Consider the following 19,923-nt stretch of genomic DNA (forward strand, 5'->3'; position numbering starts at 1 on the left):
CGGTGCAACGGGAGCGACAGGTCTGACGGGAGCAACCGGTGCAACGGGAGCGACAGGTCTTGCAGGTGCAACCGGTGCAACGGGAGCGACAGGTCTGACGGGAGCAACCGGTCCTGCAGGAGCCACGGGTTCTGGAGCAATTATTCCTTATGCATCAGGGCTTCCAGTTTCGTTGACTACAGTTTTAGGGGGGCTGTTGAATACCTCCAGCTTGGTTGGTTTTGGCAACAGTGCGACTGGAATAACGGTTAGTGGAGGAATCATTGATCTCACAGGAGCTCCGGGCACCTTGCTTAACTTTGCTTTCTCGGCATCGCGTGCTGGGACAATTACTTCATTGGTTGCTTATTTCAGTACGACAGCTGGACTTAGCTTAGTCGGATCTACAATAACCATTACAGGACAATTATTCCGTTCTACGACACCTGATAATACCTTTACGGCTGTACCGGGTGCAGTTGTAACGTTGACTCCAGCGTTGACCGGCGTTGTGTCACTAGGCACAATTTCCAGTGGATTAACCACAGGTTTGAGTATTTCGGTAGCTGCCGGTGACCGCCTGCTTATGGTCTTCTCAGCATCAGTGACTGCCGGGATTGATGTGACTTCAACCATTGCCGGATATGCAAGCGGTGGTCTTACTATCACTTAACGAAATTTTGCGATATATTTAATCACCACATAAATAGGGCCTCTTGTTATTACAGCGAGAGGTCCTGTTTATGTGGGAGCAAGCCTTGGGAGATGACATGATCAGCCTGATTGGACAATGATCTAAATCCTGCTGCATTTGAGCCCATTTACTTTCCATTTCTGCTCTCATTCCATGCTTCGTGGCGGAAATAATGGTTAATGGGAAAATTCCGTAATATCATAAAATCAGAAAAAAGGCTGTGGCCTGACGTATCTTGAGCTTTCTCAACCCAAATCTCATTTCGTGTGACAGGGGAGGATGCTAGAGTAACCTGAACTCCTTTTTGCGTTCTATTCAACCCTCGTCGCAAACGCATTCCTCTCATAACTGATTCAGTCGGTCCAGCTCACTTCATTTCGTTTGTTCAAATCTCTGAAGAAGGATCATCAAGTTTACTAAATGGATCTAAGTTTACACGCTCTATACATGTTAATTATATTTACATGTATTTATAGTTGTATAAGGATTTTCTTGGTATACGTCTTAATTATGTTATTTTTTATAACAATAAAATATTGTTGTAAATATATTTATATATTATTATCTACTTGTGTTAGAAAATATTACATAACATAGAAGGGCGTGATATGTATTAACCGAACCATTAGGAAATTTGGGGTTTCAGTAGGGATTATAAGTATGTTTACATTTGCTCTACCTTCAGTGGGCTTTAGTATGCCGCTACAACCAACAACCATCGATAAGGTAGAAGGTGATTATTATGTAACGTCTGCGATTGAGAACATTCGCTGGGGATCACTGCCTAATCGAGACAGCTCTCCGATTCTTACTGTACCATCAGGAAGCGCTGTAACATTTGATACGGTATCGCATGAGGGACTGATCGAGGATCAAGGGAGAAATCCAGTGGAGTACTTCGGCAAATTCGGCATCTCCCCCGATGGAGTGTTGGATGATGCGAAGGCAATTGCGGCTTCTGCGATTAAGCATGATTATGTAAAAGACGGACCTCATATTATCACTGGGCCAGTAGCGGTTGAGGGAGCGATGCCGGGAGATGTTCTTAAAGTAGAAGTCCTTTCGTTGCAAACTCGAGTTCCGTATGGTGTCATTTCTAACCGCCATGGTAAAGGTGCCCTTCCTAACGAATTTCCAGAAAATACAGGCCCGCGAGAGGGAGCTAGCGCAACAAAACCGGAATTATATAATAATGTATCTATATTTACGCCTATTGAAGAAATCAACGGCAATTGGTATGGTTTATTACCAACAAAAGCTGGCAAGAAGGTACGTTTTCCAATTAACCCGTTTCTAGGTGTTATGGGGGTTGCACCAAATACCAGCGAAGTTGTGAGTTCTATTCCGCCTATTGAAACAGGAGGGAATATGGATATTAATGAGCTAGGTGTTGGTTCAACTATTTATTATCCGATTCAAGTTAAAGGCGGGTTATTCTATACTGGAGATCCACATTTTGCTCAAGGAGATGGAGAAGTAGCGTTAACTGCATTGGAAGCTTCCTTAAGAGGGACAGTTCGGTTAACGGTGTTAAAGAAAGGTGATCCATCAATACCACATCGTGGAGAATTCACGCAGCCCTTTGCTGAAACAGAGGATTATTGGATTCCCGTTGGACTGGACCCTGATTTGGATGAAGCGATGAAAGAATCAGTACGTGAATCGATTCAATTCTTATCCGATAAGCTTGATATGGATAGAAGTGTAGCTTATGCGTACCTATCGGCCGCAACGGATTATGAAGTATCTCAGGTGGTAGACCGAACTAAAGGGGTTCATGGACTCATTCGAAAGACCGATTTCCTTGAATATGTTGACGTTGCAATGAATGTAGGTGGTACGTTAATCAAACCGGTTGTTCATAACAATGAGTTCTACGTACCGATTCGAACAATTTCGGAGCTATTGGGCGGTACAGTAGTGTGGGATAATAAGTCGCGTACAACACAAATCAAATTAGGCGCAAAAAATATAAGTGCTCAAATTGGTTCAGATGTGTATTCAATTAACGATAAACTAGTGTTCAATAGTAAAGTGCCAAAGATTTTAAATGGCGAAACCGTAGTTCCGGTTTCCGTTATTAATGAAATACTGGGTGCTTATGTAAACTGGACGACGATCGACAAGACGTTAACGGCAAATGTATCGTTAAGTAAAAAGCAATAATAGATTTCATTATTCAACCGTGGTGGACCGGTGTCCATCACGGTTTTTTGTTATGATGAATCGAAAAAAGCTGCCACCTGTCTACGATGGGTAAGAGGAAGTCGTTGAATGATGCGTATTTAGGAGATTTGCATACATTGCAGTAGATAATTGCTCAGTAGCATCTAAAGCCACCTTTGCACTGCCATGGGTTACGTACAGAAAGGCGTTTGCTGGAAACAAATTTTCTCCACATCCGAAAAAGAAGCCTGAATGAACGGTTTTTTAGCATTTAGTGAATCACGTAAATTTATTTTTATCCTACATATAACCTTTTGCTGTACTTGTCCATCTAATTTAATAGAGGGCCCTCAGAAGGAGTGAAATTCGTGCATCAAACTATGGAGCAAGAAGTCAAAAGAGCACAGCAGGGGGATCGTGAAGCTTTTATTCAGCTATTCCGGAGGCTGGAGCCCGAGCTGTACAGTTTGGCAAAATCCATTGTGGGACGGGATGAGGATTGCGCGGATGCTCTTCAGGAAACGACACTGAAAGCATATAAAGGCATAACCGGTTTACGGAATACAGCTTATTTTAAAACATGGCTTATTCGCATTCTCATTAATGAATGTAATCAGGTGCTACGTATGCGCAAACGAACCGTTGTCATGGCGGAGCTGCCTGAGCAGACTGAAACACGCGGAAATTTAACACATTTTGTAAACAGCCGGCAGCAAGATTTAAGGGAAGCTGTAGAGAATCTGGACGAGTCGCTACGTTTGGTTATTCATCTGTTCTATTATCAGGATTTGCCGATCAAACAAATAGCGAGTGTTCTGGAAATGTCGGAAGGTGCTGTCAAAGCACGATTACACAGAGCACGCGGGGTGCTTGCGAAACAAATGAATTGGAAAGGGGAGAGTGCGATTGAATCAACGTGATCTTGATCAGGAACTGCGGGAATTGGGTAAAGCGAATACGGGGAAGGTACCCGACATGATTCGCCACCGTCAGGAAGAGGTCTATGCCGCACTGGAGGCTCTCCCGATGCAAAAGCGCAGTCACCACCGTAAAAAGTATGTTCGTTCTGTGTCCCCGGTTTACCGGTTCCTTTTGACAGCTGCAGCGGTGATGATTGTTGCCATAGGCAGCTTGATTGGCAGTGCAGCTGTATCACCAGCCATAGCAGCATCACTGCAAAGTGTTCCACTCATCGGCAGTCTGTTTAAGCTGGCCGCCGACGACTTAGGCCTGCAAACCTTGGAGGAGCGCGGTCTTGCAGATGTCGTGGAAGCCAGCGCCACCCATGATGGAATTACTCTCCGTATTCCAGAGCTTGTCTACGATGGCATAAGGCTATCCATGATAGTTACTCGTGATGGAGAAAAACGAAGTGGCGGTATTCTTGACCAAATTTCTACGGGAAACGGAACAAAGCCCAAATATCCTAAAGGAGCCATTCATTCCTTTGATGCGCAGATCGATGGACGTCCCATCGATCGGCAGGACAATGGATGGAATATGGGTCTTAAAGCAAAACGCACATCCGATCCAAATACAGCCATTTATGAATTAACACCACGTTCCGCATCGCAGCAGTTCACATCAGCACTTCCAGATGCATTTACGCTGATAGTTCAGATTGGTCTGGAGGGGATTGAAGAGCCATTTGTGATGGAACTTCCAGTACGTAAACAACAGGCCAAAGTCATGTCCACCATTCAGAAGTCGAGAGAATGGAGAGGCCACAAGCTGACCTTAAATGAAATCCAGTTCACACCGATTACAACCCAAGTGTTGTTAAGTGTTGATTCGGATGATCAGGAATGGCAGCATCGGCTATGGTTTGAACTGTGGGATGACAGGGGCAATGTGCTGGGTTTCATTGGTGGATATGGTGCGCATGAAACCGGCTACGCAGGAGAGCTTCGTTATAATGTGCTGTTTGAACGTATGGCAAAGGCTCCTTCATTGATCAAACTGAAAGCTTTTTTGCCTGAAATGGAGGAGCCTTCATCCTCTTCAGGAAGCTTCAAGCTAAACGAGCGCGGGGAAGTCATTAAAAATTATATCAACGAGCTGGAGATCACCGTTCCGGTGGACCAAGCAGAAATACAGAAACTATACGAGATTAGAGGAGACGATAAACCATGAAAAACGCATCTAAAATTATGGCGGTAACAGCATTGGCAACAGGATTGTTAGTTGGAGGCGGGGCTTGGGGATACCAAGCAACAACGGTTGATGCCGCGGCAGCTCAGGCTACTGGAGAAAAAGGGAAGAATGCGATTAAAGCGGACGCGGTTCGAGTGACTCAGAGTGGAATTACGCTTGAGGTGAAAAAAGCTGTGTTTGACGGAAACTTGATTGATATTTCGATCGACCGGACGGGCAAGGGACTAAAGAACAGCTTCGTGTACAACGGTGCAGGAGATGAAAGCAAGCCTATGGATGAAGGGACTCTTGAGTCTATTGACGTTTATATTAACGGAAAATCTATTATGGAGCTTGGTGGAAAAACTCTTGGGCAAAGGCCTAACCTGGGGTGGGGGCCTGGAGATCATTCTAAAAGTGTTCGTGTTAAAATTACGGATCCTTCATGGTTAGGCGGCAAAGGCTACACTTTTCCAGAGAAGTTTCAGCTTAAACTAAAGGTAAAACTTGCAGGGGTGGATAAACCTTACATTGTTGAACTTCCAATGCAAAAGACAGCAGACAAACCAGTGGTGCTAACAGACAGCTTGACCAAACAGGCTGGGAACATAACTCTTGAGCTTGGTAAAATAAGTCTTACATCAACTTCAACTCGTATTCAACTGATTGGAAAGGGAGATACAACAGAGCAGCTTTCTCGTATTCTGTATGAGTTTGTGGATGACAGCGGCCGTCAGCTGGATTGGTGGACAGCATTTGGTACAGATGTAAACAATAAAGAAAAATCACTATATAACGACATCGTGTTAACTCCGATTCATGGTGATGCTAAATCGATAACCATCAAACCGTTTTATCCCGAGATGGAAGTACCTGGTGAAACAAGTGGCGCGTATAAGCTGGATGCTAATGGGGAGATCGTTAAAAATTACATTGAAAAACTGGAAATGAAGGTTCCGTTAAAGTAAAGTTAATAACGATAGATTAACTTTGGAAGCCAAACGAAGTTTATAGCCGAGTTTATCAGGTTATGACCAAAAGCCCGCGAAAAACGCGGGCTTTTGTTATATCTAATATGCTGCTTAACTTTCGATGATAATTCTGTCCAACTTGAGATTAACCGGATGTGCCAACGTATCTCCAACCGGGCACTTGCTCTCCAGGAATTGTACAAATGCTTCAACCTGCTCTGGAGGAGAATCTGTTTTGATGCGGAATGTATACCGAATATCGGAATAGCCCGGACGCACCTCTGATTTGTCGAAAAAGCCATCCAGGTCAATATCGCCTTCTACATCTACAAAGAAATCATTGAGGTTCACCCCGAATTTAGGCGCATATACCCTGGCTACGATCGACTGACATGCTCCCAGCGAGGCCAGTAAAGCTTCCACCGGATTCATGCCGGTATCGGTTCCACCCAAGCTTTTGGGCTCGTCGATAATAAACTCGAAGTTTCGGGATGCTACTTTCACTTGAACACCGTTTTGCAGATGAGCAGAAGCTTTAAACGTTTGGAGGGCAGCCATTTGTAGTCTCCTTTAGTTGGTTTATTAATACTGATTTTATTCATAGTTTTCCGCTATGGTTATATTAAATTGAACTGCTCGCTCTGTCAATCCTCAATTTTCCATTAGGTTGATCTCGGGAATAACGCAAAAAACCTTATACTGGTCTTTAAAGCTGCTTAGGCGGATATTCAGTGTGTTTTGCTACAGTTCATATCCATGATTGGAAAATAAGTATTTAATTCGAGATAAATGCTAATTAGATGAGAAGCAGGTTATCACCAAAAACCACCCCTGTCCCGCAAAATCAAGGGAGAGAGGTGGTTACATGAACGATATTTAAATCCTTAGATTAATGATTTTTTAATTTTGCGTAAGATTGATGATTTTTAATTCAGTGTATCATCGGTACAGCTTCAGCTCAGCAATAGACCACCACCACTCGGCGTTGTCCGTAGTCAAAGCAATTTTGACATATCGTGCCTTCTGGTTCGTGAACATCACTGAAATTACAGGGTCTGTTCCCGAAGCTTCTGAGACCGGATTCCATTGCTCACCATCCGTTGAAGTAAAGATTGCAAAACTACGGGCATAGTCATTGGTGCTGCTGCCTGAGTCCATCGTTAACCGGCTGAAATTCTGGATGCTTCCCAGATCGATCTGAATCCACTGGTCTGCTTGTTGTCCCGATGCAGAGGTCCAGCGTGAGTTCAGATCATCATCCAGCAGTGCACCAACGTCTTCCGACGTGGAGGCTGTAGCTGTCCAAGACGTCCGATCCAGTTCGGTAGGCAACAGATCATCCTGTTCCCCGGGTGCCCATGGTTTCTGATCGGCAGTATAAACTGCGATTTCAGCTACAGACCACCAGTGAGAATCCGTTCCGGTCTGAACGATTTTGATATAGCGGGCCTCATGAGGAGCGAATGCAATGAAGAGCAAGGCATGTTTCCCTTCACCCGCAGCCACAGCTTTCCCCCAATCCATGCCATCCAGAGAGGTGTATACTTCGTAACCACGAGCATAATCCTCACTGTTGTGTGCACTATCCAGTACAATCCGGTTCACTGTCTCTGAATCGCCCAGATCCAGCTGAAGCCACTCACCGCCTGTTTGTGCCTTACCGGAAGTCCAGCGAGTTTGGTTCGAGCCGTCCAGGATCGTCGTTGCCGCTTCCTCATCGGAAGACGCTGTGACGGACCATGCATTTGGCAGCAGACGTTTTTGTTTTCCTGTTCCATAGTGATTAACAAATAGCTCAGAGACCGACCACCATTGATCGGATTCACCCGTCTGCATGATCTTCACATAACGTGCCTGCTGCTCAGGGAAGGTGATGGAGAGACGTCCTGACGCTCCTTCACCTCCGGCAATAGAGGTTCCCCAGTTTTGCCCGTCATCGGAAACGAAAATGCGATATTGCCGCGGATAGTCATCCTTTGCGTTCCCAGGGTCCAGCTCTATCGCGTCAAAAGCACTCGTTTGACCAAGATCAACCGTGAGCCACTGTCCGCCGGTTTGCTTTCGCCCGTTCGTCCATAGTGTCTCTTGTTTTCCATCCAGCATGTTAGCTGTGACATCCGTTCCTTGAGTAGAGGAAGCGGTCACGATCCAGGTTGACCGATCGGGCAGCGGGGCTGGAGCTGGATTTGGGTGTTCAGGTGCTTGGTCCAATTTTCCGAATCGGGCGAGCTTGAGTTCTGAAATGGACCACCAACTGTCTGCGGGCGCAGTCAAAACAATTTTGATATAACGCACGGTCTGCATCCCCAAATCGACGGACAAGCTCGGAGATGAGCCTGTTCCCTTTGCAATTGGCTTGCTCCAATTCTCATCGTCCTTCGAAACGTAAACTTCATACCCGTGGGCATAATCACCTCCGCTGTTGCCGGAGTTCATGAAAAGAGTGTCCATCATCTGTTCGTTGCCCAGATCAATATGGAGCCAGTCTCCGGGCTGTTGTGTTTGTCCCGATGACCAGCGGGTAGCCAAATCTCCATCTATCATGCGTTCCACTGCTTCCGAACTGGAAGAGGCGGTAATCGTCCATGTGCTGCGATCCAGATAAGTGATACCTTGTGAAGCATCCGGCTGCTCGACTACGGTATGCTCCAATGGATTGACCTTCACTTGAGCCTTCGCATAGACAGTAGCTGAACCCAAAGCTCCGCTTGTATTATAAAAATGAACCGTTTTGGCGGTATCTGATGGATTCCAGATTTGTGCCGTGTAGACGCCATCCTTTTCGTATACGGTTGCCGCGGGAGAATCAGCCCAAATATCCATTGTGCGTGTTCCTGTAGATGCCATACTATGCATGAACCAGTAGGCGTTAAAGACTTCGTTTTGCTGCATTTCTTTCGTATCCCACTTCGCAAGAGCAGCCTGCGGGTCCCCGATGGATTGGAAGGGCCAGATGATGTGCTGCCATGTGTGCTCCTGCTGACCACCAAGATCCTTGATCAGACCGTTGTATAGTGCCGCGGTATTCTTCGGATCACGACCATAATAGGTCATCCACTCTGCGGGCGGCAGCCAGTGAATGCCGTAAATATGCTCGGCCTCGTTGGAGAAGTACGTACCATACAGGTAAGCACTGCCGTATACATGCCCTACGGTAGCGTGTTTGTATCCTTCCAGCCAGTTGTCCCCATCATAGTTGAACCAATATTGCTCGGCTGCTTTTTCCTCGGTGACAAAACCCCAGATACCTGCATCGCGATAGGCTTTGTTCCCCGTTACTTCGCCCCACATATATTGTCCGACCCAACTGAACAGAGCTTCACCTGCAGCTTCCTGATTGTTTCCGCTGCGATTGTCGGCGTAACCGCCCGCCCAGGAATGACCTGAATAAGGATCAAAATTACGCATCCATGGGAATTGATCGTCTGTGTGCGAAGGATTGGCATAATCCCGGATTAGCAGTTCAACCATATCGCCATAATCCTGTAGAAAAGCTGGATCATACATAGCCAGCACCGCAGATGCAAAGACGTAATAGCCATACGTAAAATGATGATCCGTCAGCCCGGTATTGACCCCGAACCCGCTTCCATAAGGGAAGATCGTTCCCCATTGCTCCGAGTAATAAAAATAATAGGAGTGCAGACGTTCATCCGGTGAATAGGTGTACCAGTCGGTCAAAATGCTTCTTAACAGGGACAGGTAGTGGTCCCGACGTTCGAGATCCCCAAGCTGATCGCTAATGAGCACACCCAGTGCAAGCGGATGAAGTTTTTTCCCCTGCCAGTAAGGATCCTCACTCATTACATTGCCTGAAGTATCTGCATCAAGCTGATCCAGATAACTGATTAACTGTGCGCGTGAGTATGTCGGATCATCCGGCTCCACAAATTGCGGAATAATGCCGTAGAAACGATCCTGTGTCGTAAAGCTGTTGCCTTCGCTCACTTTCATCAGCCCGCGAATAGAAGGGTAAGTGAGCTCCGTGAGTGGAGTTGATGCAAGTTTCCACTGGTGCGGGAACAAAGCCATTAATGTGCTCGCGGAAAAGTTGGCACGCTTCGTTTGTGTAACGGAATTGAAGGTCGTTGTAACTTGAGAAGTGCTCTCATTATAGTTGTAATCAACCTTCGTATCCGTCACAAAAGCATAGGCATGCTGATAATAGTATGCTAATTCTGACGCGGACGGCAGGGTAGCCAGCGATAAATAATTTTCATCTGATCCCAGCTTAATCTTAAGAGTATTGCCAAGCTTTATAACTGTGGTTCCTTCTGGTGCATAAAGACCGTAGTTTCTTGTAAAGGTTTGCGGCGAAGGGGCTCTGTCCTGATTAGTGACTTCTATACCGATATGATCACCTGTCCATGATTCCGCGTCCTTCAGCACAATCTCACGGTTTTGATCATCAAAGAGACGTGTGATGTTCGGTGAACGGAGCAGGATTGTGTCCGGGTTCTCAAACGTGTTGTACAGAAAAGGGGAGCCTTTGACAAAGGTTGTATCGACCTTCGCCGTGTCATCATCACTCATAATGATGTTTGCGGAATAATCCCCGTATCCTGCGACCTTGGTATTGACCTTGGCTGGATTCATATTGCTTGTTGTCAGGATAAGGTCAGCTTCACCATCGGCATCCATTGAGTTGCCGTCAGCAGATAGGTATCCCGCACCGGGATTCAAAATATGAAGCCCCTGCTTGGTGTATCGATTTTTGAACGGCAGTGTGACCAGACTGTTTCCATCTCCTAAATCCGAAACGAGAATCGATTGCCACCAGTCATTGGATGGAATCGGGGCGGTGATGTCAGCTGTGCGATTTTTCGGGTTTTTCGGCTGCAGCATCGTGATGTCGTTAATGGCATAACTGCCAGCCCCAACCTGTACTGAGCTCATATCTGGGATAGTCGGAATGGTGTAGACCGGTTTTTCATCCCCTTGAATATACTCATATACATCAAAGGCATACAGTGAATATCCGTTGGTTGTACCTCGGCCAAGCCCTGCGAGCTTGACATATCTGGCTTCTGAATATACATGGATGTCATCACGTCCACCATTGCTGTGTAACTCCCGATACAGCGTAGTCCATTGCTTTGCGTCGTTGGATACCTGAATGTCGTAAGCACGTCCAAACGCATTTTCCCATTGCAGCGAAATTTCTCCGATTTCCTGACGCCTGCCAAGGTCCACAACAATCCATTCCTGATCCTTGTATATGGAAGACCAGCGTGTACCTGGATCACCATCCGTCACATTGCGCGCTTCATAATCGCGCTTCTGCATTTTGGCCTTGTCTTCGGCGGAGCGGCTAGGTTCGTCAATCTCTTCCGATGACGCCATGACCGATTTACCAAGAGCAAGGTTGGCGGCAGCCGGTTTTGGAGGAGGGTTTGCTCCACCCGTTCCATACACATCGAACGCGTACAGAGAAACACCATAGGCTTGCTGTGCCCGTTCATGACTGAATAAACGCACATATCGTGCATCGGCGGAAACCTCTACTTCCGTCAAACCGCCTTGACCCTTCGTTGTGGAGTATACTTGCTCCCAGTTAACTTCGTCATCCGACACTTCAAGGTCGAAAGCGGATGCATAAGCATTTTCCCACTGAACCGAAATGTTCGAGATGGAAGCTACTGCGCCCAGGTCAACATAGACCCACTGAGGGTCCTGCTGCCATACACTTTCCCATCGGGTATCTTTGTTTCCATCAACGGCATGATCGGCTGTATTTCCACCAAGGGATGAGGAGCTATACACCGGTCTGTTCAGGGATAAGAGATATGACCCTTCTGCTGCAGCGTTCGCTGCCTTGTTTGGCCATAGCGGCAAGCTGCTAACCAGCAATAGCATGGATAACAGCAAGTTCACGCAGATGCTGCGTTTGTTTCGTTTGTGACTCGTTCGTCCCTTCATGTCTTCTTCTCCTTTGTTAGTTCCTGCCTTACCACCAGACAGAACCTTCTCTGTTTCCTAACAACCTGTTATATGTATTATTCTGTTCTCCCGTGCTACATTTCTGAGATCGATTTCAGGATGTAAACACGGGATATGCGGATGTTCATTTGTTGTATATCGAACATTTGCAGTGGATTATAAAGCTTTTTTAATCGTTTTCGTAGAAAAGGAGACATATGTCCTACAGGAGGTAAGCGTGGTGTGCAACTATGAAATGCCGAATTGGGATTACGGTCCGATAGCGAAAGAATGTTTTCTTTCGTGCTGTAGGAACAAATATCACAGGAATCAACTTGCGAAGAACTTCACTCTTTTTGGGGGAGAAACGCGACCAAATGACTTTATAAATTACGTGTAATAATGTAATGTCGATATGAGGGAGTGTGAAAAAATGGATATTCAAAAAGCCACGGAAGAAAAGCTTGAACGTAAAATGCAAATGGGAGTTCCGATTGATGAAACGATTCTTGAAGGTCTTATACAAAAGAAGTTACTTACCGAAGAGGCAGCTCAGCGTTTATTAGCTCAAAAAAATGATCTAAATAAAGAAATTAGAAAAAATGTCGTTTCCGTTCGTATTACAGATGATGTTATCAATATTATTGATGATTTAATTACAAGTGGACATGTAAACAGCCGATCTGAAGGAGCTTCATACTTAATAATGTTGGGAGTCAAAAGTCATTATTCTTTTTTCAATGAACTTTCAAAAGAGGTCACAGTAATTGAAGAACAACGAAAAAAAATTAAAAATCTCATTGAAAGCTCACTAATTTTTTCAGAGACATCTCCAAATAGCCAACTTATCGAATAAAATCAATTTGGATTTAAATTGATTTCTTCAAAACGGCGAAGGTACGAAGACTCAATCACTAACTTGATGAAATGCAGCTTTAATTTAATGAAATATAGCTTTAATTTCGTATATCTGGCTTCTCCAGCCCGTTATGAAAATGAGCTGGAAAAGCCGCCTCCAATTCAGTACGCTCGCGGAATCTTGGTACATTTTGCTGAATATGAAACAGCATTCCTCTCATAACCTAATCCATTTGCTCCAGCTCCCGGAATGCAACTTTATATTCGAGTATTCATCTCCGGTCTTCTGGTTCCTTTATAATCTTCCAAATGCTACGATCAACGCAAGAACGATAAAAAAGATATTCACGCTAAGCTCCCGGTACTCTTTTCTCCAAATATGAAACAGCATTCCGAGCAGTGCGACCGCAGCCAATGCGATCGCAGCGAACGGTGTAAGTACCGGCGCAATGTTTATCGTCCACGGCAAAATCAGACCCAGCGCTCCAAGGAGCTCTGCGATTCCGATCAGAATGACTAGAATTCTCGGCATATCATTTACCCAGGCCCATGTCTTTTTGGATGACTCGATACGGACGGTTTTCATCCATCCCGAATATACGAAGCCTGCCGCCAATATGATTTGTACGATCCATAACGTTACATTCATCTTTTCTTTCTCCCTCACTTGTTCCATTTTGATGTCTGCCTCTATACTAAAGTGAGAAAGTCCAATCAGGAAGTAGGCACTTAAACCTAACCAGGTAACCAAAAGTAAACCTTAGCATGATCAGAAAGTGAGGAATAAGAATGACGGTGTATTGCAAATTCGGAACTGCGCTGGACATCCTCACAGGCAAATGGAAATCTTTGATCCTTCTGCGCCTGTTGAACAACGGTACAATGCGGTTCAGTGAATTACAAAAAAACATTCCCGATATATCAAAAAAAATGCTAACTCAGCAGTTGAAGGAACTGGAGTATCACGATATTGTGCATCGCGAGGTGTATCCGCAAATTCCGCCAAAAGTCGAATACTCGATTACAGAGTACGGAAAACTCATGAAACCCGTACTCCAGACCATGAGTGACTGGGGAGCTGGGCATGTGCAGCATATGCAGAAATTGTATGGTGAAGCGGAGACAAATCCAACCGATATTCGGAAAATGGAATCCTTGCGCTAAACGCTTCTGTACTAAGTGCACGCTAAAAAAGCCCGCAAAGATTGCGGGCTTTTCTTTTTTATATGTATACAAATTGAATGTTTAACCTTCTTCCCCCGTCGCCACCGTATTCTCCTCATAACTGATCCAGTCGCTCCAGCTCCCGGAATACAGCTTCACATTCGAGAATCCCGCTTCTTCGAGCGCAATCACGTTCGGGCAGGCGGAGACACCGGAACCGCAATAAACAATAATCGCATCATCTTTCCCCAGCTTCACGAACCGCTCCTCCAACGCTTCAACACCAGACCAGCGACCATCTTTACCAAGCACGTCTTTCCAAAAATAGTTCACCGCTCCCGGAATATGTCCGGCCTTGGCATCAATGGGTTCCTCCAGCCCCGCATAACGGCGGGCATCACGGGAGTCGATGAGCACGGCGCTGCCGCTTGCTGATGCCTGTTGCACATCTGTAACACTTGCCAGCATCTGTGGCTGCAGGTTGAAGGATATGACACTAAGATGTCTATTTGAATATATTGGTTTTAATGGTGAGAGACCGAATATAAAACGTACACTGAATTATTGAAAAAAATCAATATGTATGATTGTTCTCATGCATACGAACACAATATGTTGATATTTTAGTTTTTATGTTGTAATATATTCCTTGGAAATATATTCTGGTTAAAACAAATAAAAAGGGGTCGAGACTTATGCCGAATCAACATGTTGTGCCTCATGGCGATAAGTGGGCAATTAAAGGTGCAGGGAATGACAAGGCTACTCGGGTTACAGATACCAAAAGAGAGGCCAAAGATATTGCTAGGCAAATATCCCGCAATCAGGGCACGGAGTTATTTATTCACGGAAAAGATGGAAGGATACAGTCGCGGGATAGTCATGGTAATGATCCTTATCCACCAAAAGGATGAATTAATCAATAAAATCTTAACACTTTATATAAATTTAATTAGAAGGTAGTGATTAACATAAAACGTCCTTGGAAGAAAAATTTTTTTAAAACCCCTGAAGATGTTCAGATCAAATCAAAGGAAATGCAGTCGGATATACAAACAGTAAGTGGCGTAAAAAAGGTTCTATTTTCAGACGTACAGAGTAACTTGTATCAACACTTGGGCATCACTATGGTTGACGATGAAATAAGAGTTGTGTCGCCAATTCTTCCCCTACAATCAGCAGGAAGATATTCAGGTTATAATGTTAATGGTAGAACGATTATACGTCGGGATCTACCAAAAGTTAACAAGTCTTATTCAGTGGAAGTGCCTAACTTTGGTGATTGGAGCAAGGGATCGCATGATATGTCGTGGACGCGCCAAGTGTTTAAAAGAACACATTGGTTGCCAACCGAGATACGTATTGTGGTTGATATACTGGAAAAAGATGATAAATTTATAACATTTAAGTTTAGTCTCGATCGTCATATTGACAGAAAGCATCAGTCTTATGAAGATGATTTACTTTTTCATTGTAATCTGCTACAAGAGAATACTGGCATTTGTGACATTTTTGAATCAAATGCTAATGACTCTGATTATACGAAGACTCTATACGTCAACTGGGAGCTTCTTCCTCCAGGCGACCAAAACATTGCTCGAAATGTTGAGTATTTTATCTCGAAATTTAAAGATCCCAGTACACAAATCATAGATACTGTTACTGATAGAATTAGATTTTTTGAATCTTTACAGCCTCTTCAGTATATTGTAGGTGAGAGTAAATTCAGTCGATATATAGGTGCCATGCTTAAAGATGATTTAGTTCTTCTTGAAAATGTGCGTTATGGTAACGCTGTGTATATTTTTCAAGAAAACTGGAAGGATTTAAGTCAGTTAAGTAGAATTGAGCTACTGCATAGTCAAAACAAGAATTTTATTAGAATTGTGCATCGAGGAAATTGGAAGAACAGAATATTCAATACTATACGTGATTTATTCGTATAACAACTAATTTAAACAATATAGTAGCTTAGAGTTGGTTCATTCAAAAGGGGAGTTTAGCCGTGGGAATTGACACAGTATTGTATGGCCTATCAAAATCTGAGAGTCCGAGAGATATTTTAACAACTTGGAAAAATTCCGAGTTTGATATGAGTGGGTTTAAAGCTATAGTGGCATTAGATAATTATTCTAAGGGAGCATACCCAAGCAATTTAATCAAATATTTGAAATCAGGAGATACCGATTTTATTCCATACTTTCATTCAGAGAATCTTTATTTTACAGATGATCAATTACTGAATGAAATGTTTTCTTCTGAAGAAAATGTGGAATTTCCGGTGGATTATTCGATTATGGTTGACACAAATTATGCGAGTTACATCCATCAGTTTATCAAATCCGATTACTCCGATTTAGATAACACTAAATTTAACACAATTGCTCTCTTAATAAGAGAAGAATTTCGCTATGATTATTGGTTCTATATATTAGAGAACTCAAAATTGGTGGATTTTGATAAAGCTTTTGATTTAAATGAATTTAAAAAAGGCCACAGTGACATGCACGCCAATTTGGTGAGTCTCGAATTGTTTAAGAGTATTGATAGTGATGCTTTTAAAAATAACGAAGGTATAAAATACACTATATCGAAAAGTGAAGCAATTGAACGAGCTGATTATCTAATCGAGAATTTATTTTGTGGTGAAGGAGGAAAGGAGTTCTTTCATCAGTTCTCATTTTTGCAGAAACAAATGAAACTTTTCTTGATTGGTATGCTTGAAATTAATTTTAAAAGTGGAAAAAGTGCAAAAAATAAATTGGTAGAACTGTTTGATTATATGAATGAAGTTGTAGGAGCTTATTTAGATAGAGAGATTAGAATCTCATATGAGTATTTTAAGAAGAATAGTAACCTTAAAATATTTAATAAAATACAGAGAAACGGTAAAATCGATGGTCTCTCAGAGTTACTAAGTAATATTGCTTGGGATTTCGTAGCACCTCGAGCTATGGAATTTTTTCTCAGACTTGATACGGAGGGGCGTTTCTTTTTACCTTTCTTCCTATCACACGATAGGGGTTTAAAGGAAGTTTTGAACATGTACGATGCAAAAGCCGTATTGTACAGTGAAAATATTGGACCTCTAACAGTTTCTAAAATAGGATCTGTCGAATACTTTGAATCAGAAAAATGTAAGATTGATTTAAATTATTATTTTTCACCAGAAAGTTTAAGAAAAAGAGCGGATGTACTTGATAAAAATAGGGAAAATATTGATAGTATTACTCAAAGAAAGTATGAGGACTTGCTGTCGGCCATTTCAAGATAATTTGGATTTCTCCGTATTATATGATGCGGGGAATTTTTTATTCTATTGGCCATCCTGAGATAGGGCTATAGTGTAAAGTTTGGAATATAATTAATAGAATGCATTTGTAATATTGAGATTACCTAATGATATATTCGTCTAACAGAATTTCCTTAATTTTAATAGATTCACAATATGGATAAAACAAAATAAAGAGGTGAAGGACTTGTCAGAACAAGAACAAACTTATTCCTCAGATGCTCCAGTGGATCATCCAGATAATGATGTATTCCGAAGATGGCCTTTTGCTCAGCGTGTCGCACAGGTAATTGCTACACGTAAAGATAAGAGTAGCATTGTTATCGGTATTGATGGCGTGTGGGGAGAAGGTAAAACGTCAGTACTGAATTTTATTAATCATGAATTAAACAATCATTCTCACATAGTGTGCATGAAGTTTAATCCTTGGAGGTTTGGTGACGAGGAGCAATTACTCAAAGGTTTTTTCTTCGATTTAGCTAAATGTGTTGATCAATCATTGTCAACATCTACTGAAAAAATCGGGGATTTTTTGAAGCGGTTTGCTAAGCCGGTTGGGGCAGCAGTTGGTCAAGGTGAAGTAGTAGATAGTATTGGAAATATGCTGGGCTATGCGGGTATAGAAGAATTGCGCCAGAGAATCGAGAAGATTTTGGATGAGCAGGAGCGTAGAGTTGTGATTCTCATCGATGACATAGATAGGTTAGAAAAAAGTGAAATTCATGCGATTTTCCGTTTAGTTAAACTTACAGCAGATTTTAAAAATACGGCGTATGTTCTCGCTTTCGATCATGAAATGGTGGCTTCAGCACTTCAAGACCGATTTGGGTCAGGACAGTTGGGAGCAGGAAAGGCGTTTTTGGAAAAAATTATACAAGTACCTTTACAGTTACCTGAAACAAATATCGATTCTTTAAGAAAATATTGTTTTAACGGAGTAGACGAAGCTTTATCGCAAGCGGAGGTTATTCTTTCCGATAGGGATGTACAAATTTTTGTGCGTAATTTTAAATGGGGATTAGAAAAAAGATTACAAACGCCAAGGCAGGCGAAGTTGTACAGCAATATTCTTACATTTTCGATACCGATATTAAAAGACGAAGTAAATTATGTTGATCTTATGTTAATTGAAGGGATTAGGATATGTTATCCTACATTATACGATGTAATTCGCAGTAATCAAACTCTCTTCCTTAAAGAAATTAGGGATAGGGTGGGTAATACTTCAGAAAGACACTCTGAAAAAATTAAGTTATTGATTTCCGAAGCCTTAGAGGGTTTAAATGTTGACGACATCGAAGCTGCTCAAGAATTATTAAAATATTTATTTCCTCGGTTACAAGCAGTGTATGGAAACACTCACTTCGGTACCGACTGGAATAACTCTTGGGCATTATCCAAACGGATATGTTCCAGTTCCTATATTGCTAGGTATTTTTCTTATACAATACCGATTAATGATGTGTCAGATCAATTAATCATTGAATTTATTGATAAATCATCTCAGATGAATGTAGATTATATGAAAAATGAACTCATTAAAATAATGAATCCAAGAAATACTGAAGCAGTAATTTCTAAAATAAGTCAAAATGCAATTAATATGTCAGATAGAGGCTCCAGAGTGATGGCACTTGCATTGGCCTCTTCGGCAAAGTTAATACCGAATTCAGAAAAAGGATTTAGCTTCTTAACGCCATTTTCACATGCGGCAATGTTAGTTAGCGATCTTATTTCCCGAATCTCTAAAGATGAAAGAATAAGTTTAGCAAAAAAAGTGATGCTTACTGCTGAACCCATAACTTTTGGATATGAGTGTTTGAGCTGGTTTAAAACACACACGAATGATAGATCAGATTCAAAAGGTTTTGAAGTACAAGAGATCGATCAAATTGGGACGAAACTTGCTTACAGAATATCTGTTTTTGAGGGAGGGCTAACTTCCTTAATAAATGAATTTGAATCTAATTTAGCTTCCCTTTTGTATACATGGAATAGATATGGTGAAGTGAAGGAATTAAATGAGAGCATTACTTCTTGGTTAGATGATGACCCTAATAATGCAATTCGAGTTTTATTATGTTACTTACCCACTGGCTGGGGACTTGAAAGTGGTTTGTCGTTTAAGGCAAATTTTGAAATCGATCAATACAAAGCAGTCAAAGAAGTAATTAGTACTGATTTAATTAATACGGCTCTCAATAAGGTTTACAATAGTTTGTCTGATGTTGATGAGTATCCAAGAGCTAACGAGACATCTTTAGAACTAAGAACCGCAAAACAGTTCTCATGGCTTCATAAAAATTCAGATCAATTTCACGAAGACACAAAACAAGAAAATATTGAGGAATTGTGATAGCAGAACATGCAAACGAGACTTACTACAATTTTAATGTGAAATTGAATCTGCACCAAAGTCAAGGAGCACACCTGCTTCATCACTTTTATCAAGTTGCGAACAAAGGCTTAGCAGACTGATCCCTTCAAAGTCGCACAAATTTGGATTCAGACCGTTATTTAGCATCAATAAAAGTGTTCGTACATCTCCAAGAGCCACGCATTTAAAGATGAATGGTGGCTCTTGGAGAATTTCATTTTTATAGATACTAATGAGCATAGCGCATTTTAGAATATCACTATTTTGGCACGCTTCAAGAAAACTTTGTTGTATTGACAACTGAATCAGTCCTTTTATTTTCATTGAAAATCGGACGAGATATCGGTGTCAATTATTTAACTGTGCTAAG

Annotated in this window: 15 protein-coding genes and 1 pseudogene; 11 read left to right on the top strand and 5 right to left on the bottom strand. The window is 42.5% G+C overall.

Features of this window, described 5'->3' with window-relative positions:
* The 5 genes from HNR77_RS30205 to HNR77_RS06945 all read left to right on the top strand — a co-directional run.
* A partial coding sequence (locus HNR77_RS30205; protein WP_311768588.1) for an exosporium glycoprotein BclB-related protein occupies positions 1 to 652 on the top strand: 652 nt, incomplete at its 5' end.
* Positions 653 to 1,333: 681 nt separating this feature from the next.
* On the top strand, positions 1,334 to 2,839 hold the full coding sequence (locus HNR77_RS06930) for an acetamidase/formamidase family protein (RefSeq protein WP_184182040.1): 1,506 nt from the start codon (positions 1,334 to 1,336) through the stop codon (positions 2,837 to 2,839).
* A 368-nt stretch (positions 2,840 to 3,207) separates the two neighbouring features.
* Positions 3,208 to 3,759 carry a sigma-70 family RNA polymerase sigma factor gene (locus HNR77_RS06935; protein WP_311768589.1) on the top strand — a complete coding sequence of 184 codons (552 nt, stop codon included), beginning with the start codon at positions 3,208 to 3,210 and terminating at the stop codon, positions 3,757 to 3,759.
* A complete protein-coding gene (locus HNR77_RS06940) occupies positions 3,746 to 4,972 on the top strand; it encodes a DUF4179 domain-containing protein (RefSeq protein ID WP_184182041.1) in 1,227 nt (408 codons plus the stop codon). Before HNR77_RS06935 ends, HNR77_RS06940 begins: the two co-directional genes overlap by 14 nt.
* A 17-nt stretch (positions 4,973 to 4,989) precedes the next feature.
* Positions 4,990 to 5,940, top strand: a complete 951-nt coding sequence (locus tag HNR77_RS06945) for a DUF5643 domain-containing protein (RefSeq protein WP_221443733.1) — start codon at positions 4,990 to 4,992, stop codon at positions 5,938 to 5,940.
* Positions 5,941 to 6,054: 114 nt separating this feature from the next.
* Here the strand turns inward: HNR77_RS06945 and HNR77_RS06950 are convergent, their stop codons facing one another.
* Positions 6,055 to 6,501 (bottom strand): OsmC family protein, encoded by a 447-nt coding sequence (locus HNR77_RS06950; protein WP_184182043.1) that lies wholly within the window; start codon positions 6,499 to 6,501, stop codon positions 6,055 to 6,057.
* Positions 6,502 to 6,882: 381 nt separating this feature from the next.
* Complete coding sequence (locus tag HNR77_RS06955; RefSeq protein ID WP_184182044.1) at positions 6,883 to 11,862, bottom strand: discoidin domain-containing protein; 4,980 nt, start codon at positions 11,860 to 11,862, stop codon at positions 6,883 to 6,885.
* 433 nt (positions 11,863 to 12,295) lie between these two features.
* Here HNR77_RS06955 and HNR77_RS06960 point away from each other — a divergent pair, with 433 nt between their 5' ends.
* Complete coding sequence (locus HNR77_RS06960) at positions 12,296 to 12,718, top strand: hypothetical protein (protein WP_184182045.1); 423 nt, start codon at positions 12,296 to 12,298, stop codon at positions 12,716 to 12,718.
* A gap of 297 nt (positions 12,719 to 13,015) precedes the next feature.
* Here the strand turns inward: HNR77_RS06960 and HNR77_RS06965 are convergent, their stop codons facing one another.
* Positions 13,016 to 13,369 carry a DoxX family protein gene (locus HNR77_RS06965; protein WP_184182046.1) on the bottom strand — a complete coding sequence of 118 codons (354 nt, stop codon included), beginning with the start codon at positions 13,367 to 13,369 and terminating at the stop codon, positions 13,016 to 13,018.
* A gap of 140 nt (positions 13,370 to 13,509) precedes the next feature.
* Here HNR77_RS06965 and HNR77_RS06970 point away from each other — a divergent pair, with 140 nt between their 5' ends.
* Positions 13,510 to 13,884 (top strand): winged helix-turn-helix transcriptional regulator, encoded by a 375-nt coding sequence (locus HNR77_RS06970; RefSeq protein WP_184182048.1) that lies wholly within the window; start codon positions 13,510 to 13,512, stop codon positions 13,882 to 13,884.
* Positions 13,885 to 13,965: 81 nt separating this feature from the next.
* On the opposite strand, the pseudogene HNR77_RS06975 reads toward HNR77_RS06970, so the two are convergent.
* A pseudogene (locus tag HNR77_RS06975) lies at positions 13,966 to 14,367 on the bottom strand (sulfurtransferase); the annotation flags it as partial.
* A gap of 212 nt (positions 14,368 to 14,579) precedes the next feature.
* On the opposite strand from HNR77_RS06975, the gene HNR77_RS06980 reads away from it, so the two are divergent.
* The 4 genes from HNR77_RS06980 (at position 14,580) to HNR77_RS06995 (ending at position 19,532) form a co-directional block, all read left to right on the top strand.
* Positions 14,580 to 14,798, top strand: coding sequence for a DUF2188 domain-containing protein (locus HNR77_RS06980; RefSeq protein WP_184182050.1), 219 nt, complete (start codon positions 14,580 to 14,582; stop codon positions 14,796 to 14,798).
* A 48-nt stretch (positions 14,799 to 14,846) separates the two neighbouring features.
* Complete coding sequence (locus HNR77_RS06985) at positions 14,847 to 15,830, top strand: hypothetical protein (RefSeq protein WP_184182052.1); 984 nt, start codon at positions 14,847 to 14,849, stop codon at positions 15,828 to 15,830.
* A 59-nt stretch (positions 15,831 to 15,889) separates the two neighbouring features.
* Positions 15,890 to 17,158, top strand: a complete 1,269-nt coding sequence (locus tag HNR77_RS06990; RefSeq protein ID WP_184182054.1) for a hypothetical protein — start codon at positions 15,890 to 15,892, stop codon at positions 17,156 to 17,158.
* Between the two features lie 205 nt (positions 17,159 to 17,363).
* On the top strand, positions 17,364 to 19,532 hold the full coding sequence (locus tag HNR77_RS06995; protein ID WP_184182056.1) for a KAP family P-loop NTPase fold protein: 2,169 nt from the start codon (positions 17,364 to 17,366) through the stop codon (positions 19,530 to 19,532).
* A 33-nt stretch (positions 19,533 to 19,565) separates the two neighbouring features.
* Here HNR77_RS06995 and HNR77_RS07000 read toward each other — a convergent pair whose 3' ends face one another.
* The gene (locus HNR77_RS07000) at positions 19,566 to 19,877 is read right to left on the bottom strand and encodes a hypothetical protein (protein ID WP_184182058.1); all 312 of its coding nucleotides are present in this window, start codon (positions 19,875 to 19,877) and stop codon (positions 19,566 to 19,568) included.
* Between the last annotated feature and the right edge of the window lie 46 nt (positions 19,878 to 19,923).

Source organism: Paenibacillus sp. JGP012 (assembly GCF_014203995.1).
GTDB classification, from domain to species: Bacteria; Bacillota; Bacilli; order Paenibacillales; family Paenibacillaceae; genus Paenibacillus; species Paenibacillus silvae.

What these genes read in the sequence shown, in the direction of transcription:
- HNR77_RS06950 (WP_184182043.1), bottom strand. Translation starts at nt 6,501, where the DNA reads ATGGCTGCCCTCCAAACGTTTAAAGCTTCTGCTCATCTGCAAAACGGT.
- HNR77_RS06965 (WP_184182046.1), bottom strand. Translation starts at nt 13,369, where the DNA reads ATGAATGTAACGTTATGGATCGTACAAATCATATTGGCGGCAGGCTTC.
- HNR77_RS07000 (WP_184182058.1), bottom strand. Translation starts at nt 19,877, where the DNA reads ATGAAAATAAAAGGACTGATTCAGTTGTCAATACAACAAAGTTTTCTT.
- HNR77_RS06980 (WP_184182050.1), top strand. Translation starts at nt 14,580, where the DNA reads ATGCCGAATCAACATGTTGTGCCTCATGGCGATAAGTGGGCAATTAAA.
- HNR77_RS06945 (WP_221443733.1), top strand. Translation starts at nt 4,990, where the DNA reads ATGGCGGTAACAGCATTGGCAACAGGATTGTTAGTTGGAGGCGGGGCT.
- HNR77_RS06955 (WP_184182044.1), bottom strand. Translation starts at nt 11,862, where the DNA reads ATGAAGGGACGAACGAGTCACAAACGAAACAAACGCAGCATCTGCGTG.
- HNR77_RS06930 (WP_184182040.1), top strand. Translation starts at nt 1,334, where the DNA reads ATGTTTACATTTGCTCTACCTTCAGTGGGCTTTAGTATGCCGCTACAA.
- HNR77_RS06960 (WP_184182045.1), top strand. Translation starts at nt 12,296, where the DNA reads ATGGATATTCAAAAAGCCACGGAAGAAAAGCTTGAACGTAAAATGCAA.
- HNR77_RS06970 (WP_184182048.1), top strand. Translation starts at nt 13,510, where the DNA reads ATGACGGTGTATTGCAAATTCGGAACTGCGCTGGACATCCTCACAGGC.